18 protein-coding genes are annotated in these 17,876 nt (G+C 32.2%); all 18 read left to right on the forward strand.

The genetic code is table 11. The features are described 5' to 3' along the window. The first annotated feature begins 9 nt into the window (after positions 1-9). Entirely contained in the window at positions 10-1,314 is a 1,305-nt protein-coding gene (gene rfbH, locus IEV50_RS16130) for a lipopolysaccharide biosynthesis protein RfbH (RefSeq protein ID WP_188416298.1), read from the forward strand. Positions 1,315-1,341: 27 nt separating this feature from the next. Continuing rightward, a complete protein-coding gene (locus tag IEV50_RS16135; RefSeq protein WP_188416300.1) occupies positions 1,342-2,559 on the forward strand; it encodes a polysaccharide biosynthesis protein in 1,218 nt (405 codons plus the stop codon). Then, positions 2,556-3,440 (forward strand): glycosyltransferase, encoded by an 885-nt coding sequence (locus tag IEV50_RS16140; RefSeq protein WP_188416302.1) that lies wholly within the window; start codon positions 2,556-2,558, stop codon positions 3,438-3,440. The genes IEV50_RS16135 and IEV50_RS16140 overlap by 4 nt, the downstream gene beginning before the upstream one ends. Then, complete coding sequence (locus tag IEV50_RS16145) at positions 3,427-4,401, forward strand: glycosyltransferase family 2 protein (RefSeq protein WP_188416304.1); 975 nt, start codon at positions 3,427-3,429, stop codon at positions 4,399-4,401. The genes IEV50_RS16140 and IEV50_RS16145 overlap by 14 nt, the downstream gene beginning before the upstream one ends. A gap of 4 nt (positions 4,402-4,405) precedes the next feature. After that, positions 4,406-5,002, forward strand: coding sequence for an acyltransferase (locus IEV50_RS19780; RefSeq protein WP_188416306.1), 597 nt, complete (start codon positions 4,406-4,408; stop codon positions 5,000-5,002). Further along, a complete protein-coding gene (locus tag IEV50_RS16155; protein WP_188416308.1) occupies positions 5,003-5,890 on the forward strand; it encodes a glycosyltransferase family 2 protein in 888 nt (295 codons plus the stop codon). A 422-nt stretch (positions 5,891-6,312) separates the two neighbouring features. Continuing rightward, entirely contained in the window at positions 6,313-7,227 is a 915-nt protein-coding gene (locus IEV50_RS16160; RefSeq protein WP_188416310.1) for an O-antigen polymerase, read from the forward strand. Between the two features lie 40 nt (positions 7,228-7,267). Continuing rightward, positions 7,268-8,431, forward strand: coding sequence for a glycosyltransferase family 9 protein (locus IEV50_RS16165; RefSeq protein WP_188416312.1), 1,164 nt, complete (start codon positions 7,268-7,270; stop codon positions 8,429-8,431). A gap of 3 nt (positions 8,432-8,434) precedes the next feature. After that, positions 8,435-9,019, forward strand: coding sequence for an acyltransferase (locus IEV50_RS16170; protein WP_188416315.1), 585 nt, complete (start codon positions 8,435-8,437; stop codon positions 9,017-9,019). A 16-nt stretch (positions 9,020-9,035) separates the two neighbouring features. Continuing rightward, on the forward strand, positions 9,036-10,172 hold the full coding sequence (locus tag IEV50_RS16175) for an NAD-dependent epimerase/dehydratase family protein (RefSeq protein ID WP_188416317.1): 1,137 nt from the start codon (positions 9,036-9,038) through the stop codon (positions 10,170-10,172). A gap of 1 nt (position 10,173) precedes the next feature. Beyond that, positions 10,174-11,166: a WaaS/CpsH family glycosyltransferase gene (locus tag IEV50_RS16180; RefSeq protein ID WP_188416319.1), complete on the forward strand. Its 993-nt coding sequence runs from the start codon at positions 10,174-10,176 to the stop codon at positions 11,164-11,166. 4 nt (positions 11,167-11,170) lie between these two features. Continuing rightward, entirely contained in the window at positions 11,171-12,124 is a 954-nt protein-coding gene (gene rfaE1, locus IEV50_RS16185; protein WP_188416321.1) for a D-glycero-beta-D-manno-heptose-7-phosphate kinase, read from the forward strand. Between the two features lie 2 nt (positions 12,125-12,126). Then, on the forward strand, positions 12,127-13,128 hold the full coding sequence (rfaD, locus tag IEV50_RS16190) for an ADP-glyceromanno-heptose 6-epimerase (RefSeq protein ID WP_188416323.1): 1,002 nt from the start codon (positions 12,127-12,129) through the stop codon (positions 13,126-13,128). Next, a complete protein-coding gene (gene gmhA / locus IEV50_RS16195) occupies positions 13,128-13,694 on the forward strand; it encodes a D-sedoheptulose 7-phosphate isomerase (RefSeq protein ID WP_188416325.1) in 567 nt (188 codons plus the stop codon). The genes rfaD and gmhA overlap by 1 nt, the downstream gene beginning before the upstream one ends. Before the next feature lie 3 nt (positions 13,695-13,697). Continuing rightward, positions 13,698-14,201, forward strand: a complete 504-nt coding sequence (rfaE2, locus tag IEV50_RS16200; protein WP_188416327.1) for a D-glycero-beta-D-manno-heptose 1-phosphate adenylyltransferase — start codon at positions 13,698-13,700, stop codon at positions 14,199-14,201. Continuing rightward, positions 14,194-14,661 (forward strand): D-glycero-alpha-D-manno-heptose-1,7-bisphosphate 7-phosphatase, encoded by a 468-nt coding sequence (locus IEV50_RS16205; protein ID WP_188416329.1) that lies wholly within the window; start codon positions 14,194-14,196, stop codon positions 14,659-14,661. Before rfaE2 ends, IEV50_RS16205 begins: the two co-directional genes overlap by 8 nt. A 250-nt stretch (positions 14,662-14,911) precedes the next feature. Further along, positions 14,912-15,949 carry an acyltransferase family protein gene (locus tag IEV50_RS16210; protein WP_188416332.1) on the forward strand — a complete coding sequence of 346 codons (1,038 nt, stop codon included), beginning with the start codon at positions 14,912-14,914 and terminating at the stop codon, positions 15,947-15,949. Positions 15,950-16,460: 511 nt separating this feature from the next. Beyond that, on the forward strand, positions 16,461-17,810 hold the full coding sequence (locus tag IEV50_RS16215; RefSeq protein WP_188416334.1) for a sugar transferase: 1,350 nt from the start codon (positions 16,461-16,463) through the stop codon (positions 17,808-17,810). Positions 17,811-17,876: the final 66 nt, after the last annotated feature.

Here is a 17,876-nt window from a genome sequence, read left to right on the forward strand (position 1 = left end):
CAGAACATTATGTTAAAAAATATTACAGACTCAAATTTAGAAGCTGCATTACGTGTAATCGCAAAGCAGAAAACAACTCAGACCATCATTCCAGGTCAAAACTACATTCCTGTTACTGGAAAAGTTTTAGATGAGGATGATATCATGTTAGGTGTTGATGCCACCTTAGATGGCTGGTTAACTGCCGGTAGATTTGCAAGTCAGTTTGAACATGAATTTGCACAATATTTTGGAGCAACAAAAGCATTGTTGGTCAATTCAGGATCATCTGCCAATCTAGTAGCTTTCTATTCCTTAACTTCTCCGAAGCTGGGTGATAGGGCTATTAAGCCTGGGGATGAAGTGATTACAGTTGCTGCTGGCTTCCCGACCACAGTAAACCCTATTGTGCAGTTTGGTGCGATACCTGTATTCATTGATGTAGATGTTGCCACTCATAATGTGAAAGCGGAAATGATTGAAGCGGCCGTTTCACCTAAAACCAAAGCCATCATGATTGCCCATTCTTTAGGTAATCCATTTGATTTGGATGAAGTAATGAGAGTTGCAAAAAAATATAACCTTTGGGTAGTGGAAGATGACTGCGACTCATTGGGCGCAACCTATAAGGGCAAAAAGACGGGTACATTTGGAGATATTTCTACCTTTTCATTTTATCCCGCACACCATATTACTATGGGTGAAGGGGGCGCGGTGCTCATTAACAATCCTGAATTAGCAAAATCGGCGGAGAGTTTCAGGGATTGGGGAAGAGATTGTTATTGTTTACCAGGAAAAGATGATACTTGTGGTTGCCGCTTTGGCCAGCAATTAGGTTCATTACCTTATGGTTATGATCATAAATATACTTATTCTCATATTGGTTTTAATTTGAAAGTTACTGATATGCAAGCAGCATTTGGTATTGGGCAATTGAAAAAGTTAGATCATTTTATACAACGTCGTCGCGAAAACTTTGCCTCGCTGTATGCTAGAATGAAAGAATTTGAAGAAATTTTCATTTTGCCGGAAGCTACTCCAGAGTCAGATCCGTCTTGGTTTGGTTTTTTAATGACCCTGAGAGATGGAGATTCTAGTGATCGACACATGTTGGTACAGCATTTAGAAGAGAAAAAAATTGGAACAAGGTTATTATTTGCGGGTAATTTATTAAGACAGCCTGCTTATGCCAATGTTGAACATCGTGTAGTTGGTGATTTAACGAATACAGATATCATCATGAATCAATCTTTTTGGTTAGGCGTTTGGCCAGGGTTGAATGAGAGCCATTATGATTATATCGCTGATGTAATTAGAGAATATATAAATTCATAATATATAGTCCTTTAACGACATTTATAATTGAAAAAATCCATAATATTTGAAGTTGGGATTGTTCGAATTTTGGTGGTAATATTACAATTGTTCTTTTTAAAAGCATATAGTAATAATACCACCTTATATGAACTTGGAGTATATTACTTTTTGTTTACTCTTTCGTATTCATTAAATGCTTTTGTATTAGTACCTCTTGATTATTTTCAACAATCGAAAATATATACACTCAAGGAAAATGGTAACTCTTTAAGATCTTTTATTGGTGTAAATATTTGGGTCTTAAAGCTAATATTTTTAATACTCTGCATTGGTGTTGTTATATTATTGCTGTTAAATATTGAGTATATTACCACATTAATTGTAATCGTTTTATTAGCCACAAGTACGTATTTGGTAAATTTAACACGTGGTCTTATCAATAACCTTGAAAATAGAAGGGTAGCAATTTATTCGTTACTTTTTGAAAGTATACTAAAAGTTGGCTTCTATTATCTTTATATGTATTTTTTTAAATCATCTTCAAAAGTTATTCTTTGTTCAATACTATCATCTTCATTAATTTCGTTTGCATTACTTTATTATCTAATATCACGATTGGAAGATTTTAAAAATAGGAAGGTTCAAAGTTTTAGTAGATCTGAGATTTTAAAGTTCTCTTATCCAATTTCATTAAGTGCTGTGGTAAACTGGATTCAGTTACAAGGTTATAGAATGATTTTAGTTCCTTTTGGGCTAGTGGAAGTTGTTGGTATATATGGTACTGTTTCTAATGTGGGCACTAATGGAATGAATGCTTTTTCAACCATATATTCACAATTATTTATACCTAATTTATACAAAACTCAAGGAAAATACCTTAAAACATATATTTTATATGCTCTGCTTTCAATTTTTGGAGTATTAGTGGTAAGCTATTTTTTGTCAGATTTGATTGTTTCAATACTCACAAGTCAAAAATTTGTTAAGTATTCAGCAATTATTTTGTTTGGAGTTGTATCCGAAGCTGGCAATTTTTTGATCGGTGGTTTAACAGTATATCTCACAATTAAAAACTTAACTTATGCAACAATGAAATCTACTTTAACTGGTCTATTTGTTTTTTTAATATCTTTTGCAGCACTTTATGCTACTGGTAATGTTAATGTTTTCACAATAGGTATTCCTATAATTTTGACTCAATTAGTAATCACAGGGTATTTAGCTTATATTATTTATACAGAAAATAAAAAACTTATTTTATGATAACTTTTGTGATTTTCACATACAATGAGGAAAGAAGAATTGAAAATGTAATTCGTAATTATCAGCAATATGGTAAAGTTTTATTGGCTGATGGCGGTAGTACTGATAAAACTCACGAAATTGCTAGAAATAATGATTGTGAAGTTTTTATCAGGCCCGAAACAAGCCATGCCTTCGTAGAAAATGGGACTGTGATGGATGCTTTATATAAAATACTTACAACTGAGTGGGTGTTTCTCGGCTATGCGGATGAACACATGAATAAAGTAACATTAGAAAAACTTATAGATGTTGTTATAAATAACAAATTTGATGCAATTAAAATTTATCGTAAAAACTATTTCTACGGTGATTTTTGTAATGATTCATACAAATCTTCAAATAACCGACTGTTTAAGACTTGGGCTTACGATTTCACAGATAACTATATCCATGGGATGGGAAAGCAAACTGTTAGTGATGATAGAATTTATAATCTACCACCTCAATACTTTATTCATCATTTCATTGATTGCACGCTTGACTCTCATCTTTCGAAAATAAATAGATATACAGATAGTGAACAACTAGTACATAGTAACTTAAAATCAAAAACCTCAATTTTCTATTTTTTCTATTTAATAATTAAAAACTTAGTAAAAAATTATTTCTTTGAGAAAGGCTATAAAACAGGATTTGCAGCATTGTCCTTAGCTGAGTTAACTATATTTTATGATATTGTAAAAAATATCAAAATTTACGAAAGTCAGCATCAAATAACTGACGAAACTATTGACAAGAAAAACAATTTGCATCGCATTGAAATACTTAAAGACTTCATTAATACATCTCCCGTTGATGATAAGGTTCAAAAAGGCAATTTAAAAAATGGAAAATATTAAATTATCAATTTGTATTCCCACATACAATAGGGCAGAATATTTAGATTTAACACTTGAAACCATTACCTGTCAATCAGTATTTACTAAATCAAACGACATAGAAATAGTTATCTCAGACAACTGTTCTTCAGATCACACTGAAGAGATTGCGAGGAAATATATAAAGGATTTTGGCAATAAGATAGTTTATTTTAAGAATGAGGAGAATCTGGCTGATAAAAACTTTGAACTCGTGCTTTCAAGAGGTAGAGGTTTGTATTTAAAGTTGAATAACGACACATTAACTCACACATCCAATACGCTAAATTGTATTTTGCAAGACGTATATGCAAATATTGAGTCAAGAAATGAACTATTTTATTTAAATCAGGGCTTAGATAAATCTAAATCGATATTGTGCAATAATTTAGATGAGTTTATAAACAAGGCAGCGTACTTTGGGGGTTGGATTGGCTCATTCGGCATCTGGAAAGAAGATTTTGATAAGATGAAAGAGTTTAGCAGATATGCAAAGCTATTACTAACACAAACGGACGTATTATATAGGTTAATTTCTAATAAAGGAAGAATTTATGTAAATAATGAAATGATTTTTCTATCTCAAGATTCAAAAATTAAACATAAAGGGGGCTATGATTTAATCACCATTTTTCTAGATAATCATAGCTTTATTTTAAATGAGTATGTGGAGAAAAATCAAATTTCAACTACTACCTACAAAAAATTGACCTCAAAGTTATTGTTGATTTTTCTGCGCAAATATTTGGTAATGGCGGCAGTTGATCCTGATAAATACCGATTTAAAAGCAACTCACCATTTTCTCGCATAATAAAATTTTACAACCCGCGGTATCTGTTATTATTTCGGTTTTTTACTTTATATTACACTTATTTAATTTTTAGCTACTTAAAAAAAGCAGGCAAATGGATATTGCCAATTAAAAAAAAGGTTATTAAGTAAGGCTATGCATAAATATATTAGTAAGTTTAAGGTTTTATGGTACTATTTAAGTTTGCATTGGTACTATATTTTAGTATTTGCAAAGATTGGAAAGAATACAAGAATTCAAAAACTTCTCCGATTGGAATGTCCTGAGCATATATTTATAGGCGATGATGTTAATATTGGAGTTAATAGCTGGTTGGCAGCTAACCCTTTGACTGGTCAAACGGATTGTAACTTAATAATTGGTAATAGAACTTATATCGGTAATTTTGCACATATATATTGTGTAGGAAAAATAACAATTGGCGAAAATGTTTTAATAGCTGATAAGGTTTATATCAGTGATAATTTACATAGATATGAAGATGTCAACATAGCCATATTGGATCAGTCGGTTAAACAATTAAAAAATGTTCTAATTGGGGATGGCTCATGGATTGGCGAAAACGTTTGTATAATCGGTGCAAACGTTGGAAAAAATTGCGTAATTGGAGCAAATTCAGTTGTAACTAAAGATATTCCAGACTTTTGCGTAGCGGTGGGAAGCCCAGCAAAAGTGATCAAGAGATTTAATACCGAAATGGGAATTTGGGAAAAAGTTAACAAAAACAATTAGATGGCAAAACTTGGCTTAGTAACCGTGTTGTATAAAAGTGATGAGGTTCTTTATGGTTTTTTTGAAAGTCTTTCGAAACAGATATTCTCTGATTATCATTTATATATAATAGATAACTCATCGTCAGAAACTACTGACAGTTTGCTGGTAGAGTTGATCTCTAAATTTCCAATATGTGGGGTTTCTCATATTAGGAATGAAAATAATAATGGAGTTGCTAAAGGCAATAATCAAGGAATTAAATTGGCACTTGAAGATGGTTGTGATTATATCTTGTTGTTAAATAATGATATTGAATTCCCACAAGAAAACCTCTTCGGAGATATGTATTCATGTGCAGTTTTAGAGGATCAGGACATTATAATACCTAAAATATTCTACTACGATAGCCGAACCATATGGATGGCTGGTGGCTCCATATCAGAATTTAAAGCTATAAGCAGTCACGTCGGTGTTGATGAGATCGATATAGGTCAGTATGATCAAAGTTTGTATTTTAACTATGCGCCAACCTGTTTTATGCTAATTAACCGCACTATATTTGATGCTGTAGGGTTAATGGATGAGGATTATTTTGTTTATTATGATGACACAGACTTCCTATTTCGTGCACACAAGAAAGGATATAAAGTATACTACTTACCTAAGCTAGAAGTTTTCCACAAAGTTAGTAGCAGTACTGGAGGTGGGGAAACATTATTTTCCATTTACTACCTGAATAGAAACCGTATTTTCTTCATTTTAAAAAATCTTAAATTCCCAGCTAGGCAAATTTCATTATTTTATACATTAGCTACAAGAGCTATACGACTACTAAAATATAAATTGCCAGAGCGCAATCAATTGGTTAAAGCAATTAAAGACGGCTTTAATATGAAAAATATATAATTATTGATATGCTTTTTACCAAGATTTTAATTTGTTTTTCAATGTGCGTTTTTACGATAGGCACGTATTTTATATGGTTTGATAGAAAAAATGTATTAAATCATTTAGGCATAGGTTTGTGTTTTGTAGCCTACATAATACCGCTCTTCGTTTTTGATTTAAAAGATTTTGCAACAGACAACACTATAAATCAATACGCCATAATAAATATTCTTGGAGCGCTAACTTTTATTGTGGGGCTTTTAATTGGAGTTCGGTGGAAAAGCCTGATTTTAGTAGATACCGTTATGAAGTTTTCTACTGCAACAGATGGTATTGTAAATCCAAAGTTTGGGATAAGGGTCGTAAAAGCTTCGAAGGTGATTTATACGATTTGCCTGGTCATTATGGCGCTATGTTTTTTATATATGGGATTTTTGCCAATGTTTGCTGCAGACCCTTATTCTGCAAAGCAGTTTAAAGGGATTTACAATATTCGATACCACGATGTTGCATTCTTTTATCGAACATCAAAGCAACTCATTCAATTGTTAATGCCTTTCTTAATAATAAGCTTTTTTGATAAAAAAAGCAAGAATATCTTATTATTAATTGTTATTGGGGTAATATTAATTGCTGTTTCACTAAGCCGGTCTGAAGCGGTTACTGGCTTAATTCTAATTTTTTCAATAATAATTGCATTAAAGAAGAGCAAAAAGGTATTTATATATTATCTATTATCTTTAATTTTTGTATATTCATTAGGGAGTAGTTTTTGGATTATTGCATCAGTTTATTTTCCTAAAGCAGGTTATGTCCATGAAATTGATAACTTAAGTATTGGCTATGCCATAGCTTCGGGCGCTCCTGATATCCCAGACCAACTTAGTTTTCTTGAGGCATTTAATTCAAATCATATTGATTTTACTTATGGACTAACCTTTGTTGGCGGCCTAATTCCGTTTAACTTTAAATGGAATCCTTCTGTTTGGACCCTTTTGGTCGTAAACGATACCGATGATATTTCTGAAATTGCATCTGGAGGTTTAAGACTTCCAGTTTCTTTGTGGGGGTATGTTAGTTTTGGTTGGCTTGGTGTAATTGTGGTTCCTTTCTTTTCAGCTTTTTTAATAGGCTATATTACAAAAAAAATAAAATCTATTGTTAATAAGTTACCAGCAGACGCAAATGGTTATTTAATATTTTATTGGCTTGTATTTTTATATTTAAATATTGGGATTGTCTTTACATCATTTTATACGCTAAGTATATATTTTCTCCCAGGATTTGTTTTTTATGCTATGGTTAATTACTTTATAAAAAAGACTAACCCTAAAAGACTTCCTTTAACTAGATGAAAAACATTATTTTTAAAAATTAAATGCAAAGGAAATTAATATGCCTACTTTTAACAAAGAGAAAACAGATAAACTTAGTAAAATTGATTCTGTTTTTAGAAAGATTTACCTTAAGCCAAAGAATAATAAAATATATCCTTTGTTATCGGATATAGAGGTAAAAGAAATTGTTGTATTAGCATTTCTTTTGATTGGAGATACGATTATGTATATTCCTGCTTTTAAAACAATCCGAAAAAATTTTCCAAATGCAGGAATTACAATTGTTTGTGAAAAAGTAACGGAAATTATATTAAAAGATCAAAAATTAGTAGATAATTTTGTAATTATCGATTGCCCTTGGATTGTTAAGACAAACTATTCTCTTCAAAATCTTTTAAAATTTAAATCCACATTACATATAATTAATGGCGTTGAATATGATCTTGCAATAGATTTTAGAGGAGATTGGCGGAATATCTTTTATCTAAATTTTATTAATTCAAAACGAAAAGCAAGTTTTAATTTTACCGGCGGAGAGTATATGCTTACCGACGTAGTCAAACCTATTGATGGAATAGATAACTTTACTGAAGAATCATTATACCTACTAGAACAGCTTGGGATGAATGTTGAGATTAATGATCGTGTTCCCAAGCTTCAACTCTCTTCAAAATCATCAACATATTTACAAAGTATAAGCTCAGAATTTAATTCAGAAGGGAAATTTGTTGTTGGCATACATCCGGGATCGAGTCAAGAAGTGAAAAAGTGGGAGGAATGTAAATATGCTGAGCTTGTTTTAAGATTAGCAAAAACAAACAATATAAAATTTTTTATATTCGAAGGACCAGATGAAAATGAAACTGTAGGAAAGGTTATTGCCGATCTAAAGGATAAAAATGTAGATTTTCTTATTGTAAAGAAAAATCTCATTGAATATATAGATATTTTGAGTTTATGTAATTTGGTTGTTTGTAATGATAGTGGAGCGGCTCATATTGCTGGGGCATTTGGAGTTCCAACTGTAGTTATATTTGGGAATGTTGATCCTAAATATATCATTTCAAAAGAGGCATTACATATAAGAGTAATTTCACATAAATTAATATGTAAACCTTGCTTTCAAAGTTTTTGTAAATATGGACATCGAGACTGCATAAAAAAAATACAGGTAGATGAAGTTTATAATACTTCAATGGATTTAATCGGGTGGAAATTATAAGGTATGGGATTTAAAATAATATGGTTTATTAAGACTATGTTTTGGCGATTGATTGTCGGAAAGATAGGGATACTTAGCTATTTTAGTGACCCTGTATTTTTATTTGGCGCAAAAAGAATTTTTATTGGAAATAGAGTAAGAATTTTTCCTCAAGCAAGATTGGAAACTCATTTTAAAGGTGAAATAATTTTTGAAGACAATATTTCAATTGGACAAAATCTTCACATTGTTAGTTCACATGAAAAGCTCGTAATTGGAAAGAACACAACTTTTTCCGCTAATGTATTCGTTACAAATGTGGATCATGAGTATTCAGAATTAAATATACATATACTTAAACAGAAGTATTTAGTTAAAACCACTAAAATAGGTGAAAATTCATTTTTGGGTTACGGGGTTGTAATACAGGCAGGTACTATTTTAGGTAAACATTGCATTGTTGGCTCTAATGCTGTTGTTAGAGGAGTTTTTCCAGATTATTGCGTTATAGTAGGTTCACCTGCAAGAATAGTAAAAAGATATAATCACGATTCTAAATTATGGCAAAGAACAGATAGTGACGGACAATTTTTAAATTATAAAGAATAAAATCAAAAAATATAAAATGAAAAATATTTTAATAACAGGTGGTGCTGGCTTTATAGGCTCTAACTTAGCACTTAAATTAATTGATAAAGGTTATAATATAACTATTTTGGATAACTTATCTAAACAGATACATGGCGAGGATCCAATTCATACCAGTCCGCTATATCAAAGCATAATTGGAAAGGTTAAATTTATCGAAGGAACAGTTACCTCTAGGGCAGATGTCGAAGCGGCAATTATCGGCCAAGATGTTATTGTTCATTATGCTGCCGAAACAGGAACAGGCCAGTCTATGTATCAGATTGAACAATACGCTAACGTAAATATTGGGGGTACCGCGATATTGTTAGATTTACTTGCAAACAAAGACAATAACGTTAAAAAGATTGTAATCGCTTCATCGAGATCAATATATGGCGAAGGAAAATATTATTCGGAAGAATTTGGAGATGTTTATCCTAAACACCGTGAAGATTCGGATATGAAGAGCGGCGATTTCGAAGTTAGATACCCAGGTGTTTCGCAGCCTTTGAAACTCGTTGCTACGGATGAAGATTCGAAAATACATCCATCATCTGTTTACGGTATTACCAAACAAAATCAAGAACAGATGATTATGACCGTGTGTCCAACAATAGGCATCGCACCTGTGGCGTTTAGATATCAAAATGTGTACGGTCCTGGCCAGTCCTTATCTAATCCATATACCGGTATTTTATCTATATTTTCTACGCTGATAAAAAATAATAAGGCGATAAATGTTTTTGAGGATGGTAAAGAAACCCGTGATTTTGTATATATCGATGACGTAGTTGATGCGACTATTCTAGGAATAGAAAATGATGCTGCAAATGGCCATGTTTTTAATGTTGGGACTGGTGTTCCAACAGAAGTGAATACTGTTGTCTCTGAGTTATTAGCAAACTACGGAAAAGAAGTATCAGTTAAAATTTCTGGAAATTATCGTCTCGGTGATATACGACATAATTTTGCAGATTTAACTAAGATAAAAAATACTTTGGGTTTTGAGCCGAAGGTATCTTTTAAGGATGGCATAAAGAACTTTGCAATGTGGGTAAACACACAGGAAGTAAATGCTGATAAATATGAGAACTCAATTACAGAGATGAAAGAAAAAGGGCTATTCAAATAATATGTTTAAAGGTTCTGTTTTATTTATTTGTCCAGCGTTTTTTGGATATGAAATTGCAATTACTAAAGCTTTAGAGTTTAATGGCTATTCGGTGGATTATATCGATGAACGACCATCTAATAATTCATTTTCGAAAGCTATTTTTCGAATAAAGAAAGATCTTTTAAATAAGCAGATCAGTAGTTATTATAAATCGGTGGAAGAGAAGTTAGCTCACAAAAAGTATGACTATCTTTTCATCATAAAGGGCGAAGTTGTGCCTATTAGTTTTATCGAAAATTTTAAGGAGAAAAACCCAAATGCGAAACTAATTTATTATACCTACGACTCTATTAATAATAATAACAAAAATTCGATTTTTATACTCCAACATTTCGATAAGTGCTTTAGTTTTGATTTTGAAGATGTGAAGAAGTTTCCTATTCTGAAGCAGAAGCACCTTTTTTTTACCGATGAATTTTTGATCGAAGGCGAAATCCCACAAAAGAAATATGATGTCTCATTTGTGGGTACCTTGCATTCAAACAGGTTTTCTGTAATGAAAAAGCTTTTCAGTTATTTCAAAAAAACTTTCGTATTTTATTATATGCCGGCTAGGTGGTTTTTCTATTTAGAAAAACTTACTAAGAAGGAATTTAAGCCTATATCAATATCAGATGTAAGTTTCAATAAGATTAGCAGGGCTGAGGTGGCAACGATTTTTAAAGCCTCAAGAAGTGTTTTGGATATACAACGTTTTGGTCAAACCGGACTAACGATGCGTACTTTCGAAGTGCTCGCGTCAGGTGCTGTTTTGATAACAACTAACCCTTGTATTGAACAAGCCGACTTCTACAATGCTGATAACATTCTTATTCTACAAGATTTAACAGATGAAAAATCTATTACTGGAATTTCAGAAAAAGCGGTACAAGATGTTGAATCAATAAGAGGTAAATCTGCAGCTTTTGAAAAATATTACGTTAATAATTGGGTAAATGAGTTCTTTGAATAAAAACATGGAAATTAATAATAAAAAAGTTTTAGTGATTGGTGATTTAATGATCGACCATTATATCTACGGAGATTGCAATAGAATCTCTCCTGAAGCACCAGTACCAGTGGTTGAAGTGCAAAGGGAAGAGCAGACGTTAGGGGGTGCGGGAAACGTATTACAGAATTTGCAGGCTATGGGCTGTTACGCAGATATAGTTTCGATCGTTGGCGATGATCAGGAAGCTGATTTTATTCAAAGTGAACTGGTTAATAATGGTTTATTGGGAAATGGCCTAGTAAGGAGTAAGGCAAGATGTACGACAATAAAATCGAGAGTCCTAGCTGCTAAGCATCAGTTAATTAGGTTAGATAAAGAAAACACTGAACTGATATCATCTGCCGAAGTTGAAAAATTTCTTCCACTTTTGGATAGTAAAATTCCGCTTTTTGATATCGTCTTAATATCCGATTACAATAAAGGATTGTTGACAAAAGACTTGTTAAGTCAGATTTTTGAAAAGTGCAAAAAACATGGTAAGGTTACTATATTAGATCCGAAAGGATTAGATTTTTCTAAATATAGAGGGGTAAGCATCATAAAGCCGAATAAGAAAGAGGCGATCATGGCTACCGGCATCAATATAAAAGATCAAGAAAGCTTAAAACTTGCATGTCAAAAGTTACAAGAAATTACCGACTGTGATCATGTGATTATTACGCTTTCAGAGGAAGGAATTGCTTATTTTTCACATGATATTCTCAATATAATCCCAACTGTTGCTATTGATGTTGTAGATGTTACAGGAGCCGGTGATACAGTATTAGCATCTTTAGGTATTGCATTAGCAAACAATAATTCGTTGCACGACGCTTGTGTATTCGCAAATCATGCAGCGGCTGTTGTTGTCAATAAAGTTGGTAGCGCAACGGCCACTTTGGAAGAAATTATGAATAAAGAAACTACCTTAAAATCATAAAAATGAAGGAAGACAATACAATTATACTTACAGGAGCAGCTGGTTTCATTGGCTCTTGTATGGCACAACATCTGAATGACAATGGATATAAAAATCTTATTTTGGTAGATGATTTTGGGCATGAAAGTAAGCGTAAGAATTGGGAAAATAAAGAAAGGGTAGCCTGCATTGATCGTAAAGAACTCAAAGATTTTCTAGCACAAGCAACATTGAGTGTAGACTTAATTATCCATTTAGGTGCAAGAACGGACACTACGGAGTTTGACTACAGTATTCATCAGGAATTAAATGTAGATTACTCGAAGTTTATTTGGAATTTTTGCGCTGAAAAACAAATTCCTTTGATTTACGCATCTTCAGCAGCCACATACGGCGATGGTGAACTTGGATATAATGATGATCATGAAGTGGTAGAAGAGTTAAAACCGCTTAATCCATATGGAATTAGTAAGAATGAATTTGATAAGTGGGCACTAAAGCAGCCTTCGAGCCCCACTTTTTGGACAGGTTTAAAGTTTTTTAATATATATGGGCCTAATGAGTATCATAAAGGGAGAATGGCAAGTGTTATCTGGCATTCTTTTAATCAGATAAATGATTCCGGACTCGTTAAACTATTCAAAAGTCATAAAGAAGGATATGCAGATGGAGAGCAATTAAGAGATTTCGTTTATGTTAAAGATTTGCTCAAAGTTATTCTATGGATGACCAACGAAATGTTAGCTGAAAATTGGTCTATTGACAATAACGGACTTTATAACTTAGGAACTGGTAAAGCCAGATCATTTGAAGATTTGGTTAAAGCTACATTTAAAGGGCTTGAGATTGAACCGAAAATTGAATTTATCGATATGCCAATTGATATACGAGATAAATATCAATATTTTACTGAAGCTAATATGAACAAGCTACATTCTGCAGGCTATAACGAGGATTTTTATACCCTCGAAAGTGGCGTTTACGATTACGTTAAAAATTATTTAATTAATGATATTTATTACTAATGGAAGAGATTATTAAATCAATATTTGCAGAACACAAGGATGTTATTGACCGTTCTGCGGCAGAATTGACGGAAAAAATACAACAAGCGAGTGAACTAATAATTAATCAAATTAAGAAAGGTAACAAGATACTGCTTTTTGGTAATGGTGGAAGTGCAGGTGATGCCCAACATATTGCGGCAGAATTTACAGGTAGGTTTTTAAAAGAACGACAGTCATTACCAGCAATAGCTCTAACAACGGATACTTCGGCACTTACAGCTATAGGGAATGACTATGGTTATGATCGGGTTTTCGAGCGTCAAGTAGAGGGCTTAGCGAGTGATGGTGATGTGCTAATTGGTATATCCACTAGCGGAAATAGCGTTAACGTTTTAAAAGCATTCGAAACAGGCAGAAAAAAAGGATGTCATATTATTGGTTTATCAGGCAGAGACGGCGGTGCAATGAATGATCTTTCAGATTTAAATATTGTAGTTCCCTCTGATGTAACGGCAAGAGTTCAGGAAGTTCACATTTTAATTGGCCATATGATTTGCACTGCTGTTGATAATAATTTTGATTAACTAATGATAGATACACTGGAGTTATTAGCAAAAGAGAAGGTATTTTCATTTGATGAAATTGGGACAAAAGCAAAGGTCTGGAAATCTGAAGGGCAAAAAATTGTATTTACCAATGGTGTTTTTGATTTATTGCATATTGGCCATCTAAGTTATTTAATGAAAGCAGCTTCGTTAGGCACCAAATTAATTATTGGTGTTAACTCTGATGCTTCAGTTAAGAAACTTAAAGGAGAAAGCAGACCTGTCAATGCAGAATATAGTCGATTACTAATGTTAGCTTCCTTGTTTTATGTTAGTGGTGTAGTAGTCTTTAGCGAGGAAACACCTTTAGAACTTATAAAACGAGTTAAGCCTAATATTCTCGTTAAGGGGGCAGATTACTCAATTGCTGCGATTGTTGGCAGTAATGAAGTTCTTGCAGATGGTGGTAAGGTGCAGACAATCGAATTTGTTGATGGCTATAGCTCAACGAAATTGATTGCAAGAATAAATGCAAAGAATGAATAAGGCACTTTTTTTAGATAGAGATGGAGTTATAAACATTGATCATGGCTATGTATATAAAATTGAAGACTTTTTTTTCACAGAAAAGATATTTAAAATTGCAAAACATTACCATGATCAGGGTTTTTTGATCATTGTGGTTACTAACCAGTCTGGTATTGCACGAGGCTATTATACAGAATCTGATTTTAACCAATTGACTCAATGGATGATAAAAAAATTTCTTGATCAAGGTATTGAAATTACGAAAGTTTATCATTGTCCTCACCATCCTGATTTTGATGGAGATTGTAGTTGTCGAAAGCCAATGCCTGGTATGATTTTGAGTGCACAGGCTGAGTTTGACTTGGCTCTTCCAAACTCTGTTTTAATTGGAGATAGTAATACCGATATAGAAGCAGGAAAAAAAGCAGGGGTAGGAGAAAATTATTTAATTTATGAATTGAATAATACTGGCTTATAAATTTAAATTGACAGTTTCCAAATTATTATATTTGTTGACCTGTTATATAAATTAGTGATCGAGGTTGAGCCCTATTCATTTAAGTAATGGACTTTGATAAAAGGTAAACAATTTATATTGATTACACTGGCCAATTTTTGCACTCAAATAACCGTTCACCTAAATGTATGTGATGGCTTGCAGTTTTTACGAATCTTAGTGGTGGCATAAACATTTTTAAGTAATAACATCAAATATAATGGTTTCCACCATGAGTAGACAAAGAGTATATTTTTTAGATTATGCGAAATTTATTGGGATCTTTCTAATGGTATATGGACATTTAGAATTGCCGGCAGAAATTAAAAATTCTATATATTCGTTCCATATGCCCCTCTTTTTTGCAATATCTGGTTACTTGTTTTCCTTTAAAAAAGATATATCAGCAAAGGAGTTTATCACCAAAAGATGTAAGCAACTTATCGTTCCTTACCTGATATTCAATGTCATCACCTACATATTTTGGCTATTTGTAGGTCGAAAGTTTGGTGTTGATTCTGCGGAAGACATAAAACTTTATAAGCCTATAATAGGTATTTTTTACGGTAATGGTAATAACAAATTTTTAATTCACGATACTGTATTATGGTTTTTACCTTGCCTTTTTATAGTAGAGATTCTTTATTTTATTCTCTTCAGAAATAAGACAAAAACCCTATCTGTATTAATGCTTTGTTGTTTCCTATTTGCAGGCTTTCTGGATTATAAGCTGATAAGAATTAATTTGCCATGGGGTATAGATACTGCTCTAACTGGAATTTTTTTTTACGGATTAGCTAATTTATTTAAAACAAATATTATTAACTTACTAAATATGCCAAAACTTAGCTTGGCTATCTTAACACTAATTCTTTTTTCAATATTTATATACATGTCGACTATAAATGGTAGAGTGGATATGTTGGCATTGGCATACAATAATTATTCGTTATTTATATTGAATGCACTAGTGGGTGTGATACTTTTTTTATTAGTATCGTATTTATTAAGCGAAGCGTTTGGGAAACTCTTTGTTATAGAATATCTTGCCAAGAATACTATTATAATACTTGCATTTCATGCTTTTGGATTTACTTTTATTAAGGCTTTTACCTACTATATACTTAAATATCCAATGTCAATCTATGAAACGAACTTATACTTTAATATTTTCGTTGCTGGCGTGACAATATTGACCCTAGTTCCAGTAATGATGCTCTGGAATAGATATTTTCTACCCCTTGTTACGCTTAAAGCAAAGCTAAACTAAATCAGATTTGAATGCTCAGGACAGCTTATCACAACAGTATGAAATTTTGTATTTAGAATTATGTGAAAAATTATGCCTTGCAGTCTATACCTTACAGCCAAGGTAATTGGAAAGGCAATGATTGTGACTAATGATAATAAATTCTATTCTAACTGTTTACGGAATTTGGCTTATTAACCAACTAAACACTAAAGCTGATTTTTCGGGTAAGTAGATTTCTTTTTTTACCTAAGGTGTAGTTATTATAGAAGTCAAATTTGTGAACAAATAGAAATAGTTAATTTAGAATTATGTAAAGTGACTAGAATTCCGTAGTTTAATATTTAAGATTCAGAAATTCTTTTTATTTATAGCGATTTTGTATTCCATTTTTATTTAGCTTAATTATACTTTCTGATTTCCATATTTTTTTTCATAGTTTTACAAGAAAATAATTGCAACTTAACCATTAGGCATTACTTTTGCTTAATTGTAATAAAATATTTTATCTCTCTCTGGTAAACAAACGCCTATGTCACACCGCTACTCTAAACATCTTTCTCTAATTGTCTACCTAACGGATTTAATTGTATTGAATTTATCGATAGTTTTAGTTAGCCATTTTTATCTAGGTGATTCATTTTGGTCAAATAAAGAGTCTGTTTTTCTTTTATTGGTATCAAATATAAGCTGGGGATTTCTTTCTTTTTTTCGTAAAAACTTTGTAGTTCACAGGCCTTTGGTTCTATCCAATAACATAAATAACTTTACTTTAACACTTGTTTATCATATAGCATTAGTTTTTTGTTTACTATATATATCCGAAATTTTTGACATATCTAAGTTTGTTCTCCTTTCACACTTAGTAATTTTCTTTGCTCTTATTATCATTCAGCGATCATCAATGTTCTTTTTACTGGACTATATCAGAAAAAAAGGATACAACCATCGCCGTGTTTTGATTATCGGTAAAAAAAATATTGCAATCCGATTAAAACAGTCATTTAAGCGCCATCCGGAATATGGTTATGATATTGTTGGCTACATATCTGATGAAAGTTTAAAGAATTTTACGGCAGCACAATTAAATACTGCAGTGGTTAACAGACGGGTAGATGAGCTTTATGTATGTAATTTGGATTTGTCATCAGATACAAATGGTATAATGGATTTTTTTCTTCAAAATAAGACTATAATCAAAGTTGTTTCTGATATGCAGTTTGATGTTCAAAAAGCTGAATATTTGAATTATAATGAGTTGCCTGTTTTCAGGTTACTGCCCCATGCGGTTCAAAGCTTAAAGATTAGATTATTAAAAAGGGGTTTCGATTTAGGTTTTGCAAGTTCAGTAATGTTTTGCGGTATGCCTGTTTTTATGCTTATTGTAGCGATTACTAAATGCACATCGAAAGGGCCTATCTTTTATAAACAACAAAGGATAGGTAGAAACGGGAAGCCTTTTTATATTTACAAATTCAGAAGCATGTATATAGATGCTGAAAAAATGGGGCCACAGCTTTCTAAAGATAATGATCCGAGGATAACGAAATGGGGTAGGATTATGCGCAAAACCAGATTAGACGAATTGCCTCAATTTTATAACGTATTTAGAGGCGATATGTCTGTTGTTGGCCCGAGACCTGAACGTCAGCACTTTATTGAACAGATAATAGAACGTGCGCCTCAGTATAGTAATTTACTCTCTATTAAACCAGGAATCACCTCAATAGGACAAGTTAAATATGGTTATGCTGAAAATGTTGATCAAATGGTTGAGCGCATGTCACACGATTTGGTTTATTTAGGTAAGTTAAAGCTCAGAACCGACGTTTCTGTTATTTTTGATACAGTTAAGGTTATGGTAGCTGGTAAGGGTAAATAGATAAGCATTAAAACATAACATATTAATAAAAATGGGTAAATGTTAAACAACACTTACCCATTTTTA

Source organism: Pedobacter mendelii (genome assembly GCF_014635725.1).
Lineage (GTDB): Bacteria > Bacteroidota > Bacteroidia > Sphingobacteriales > Sphingobacteriaceae > Pedobacter > Pedobacter mendelii.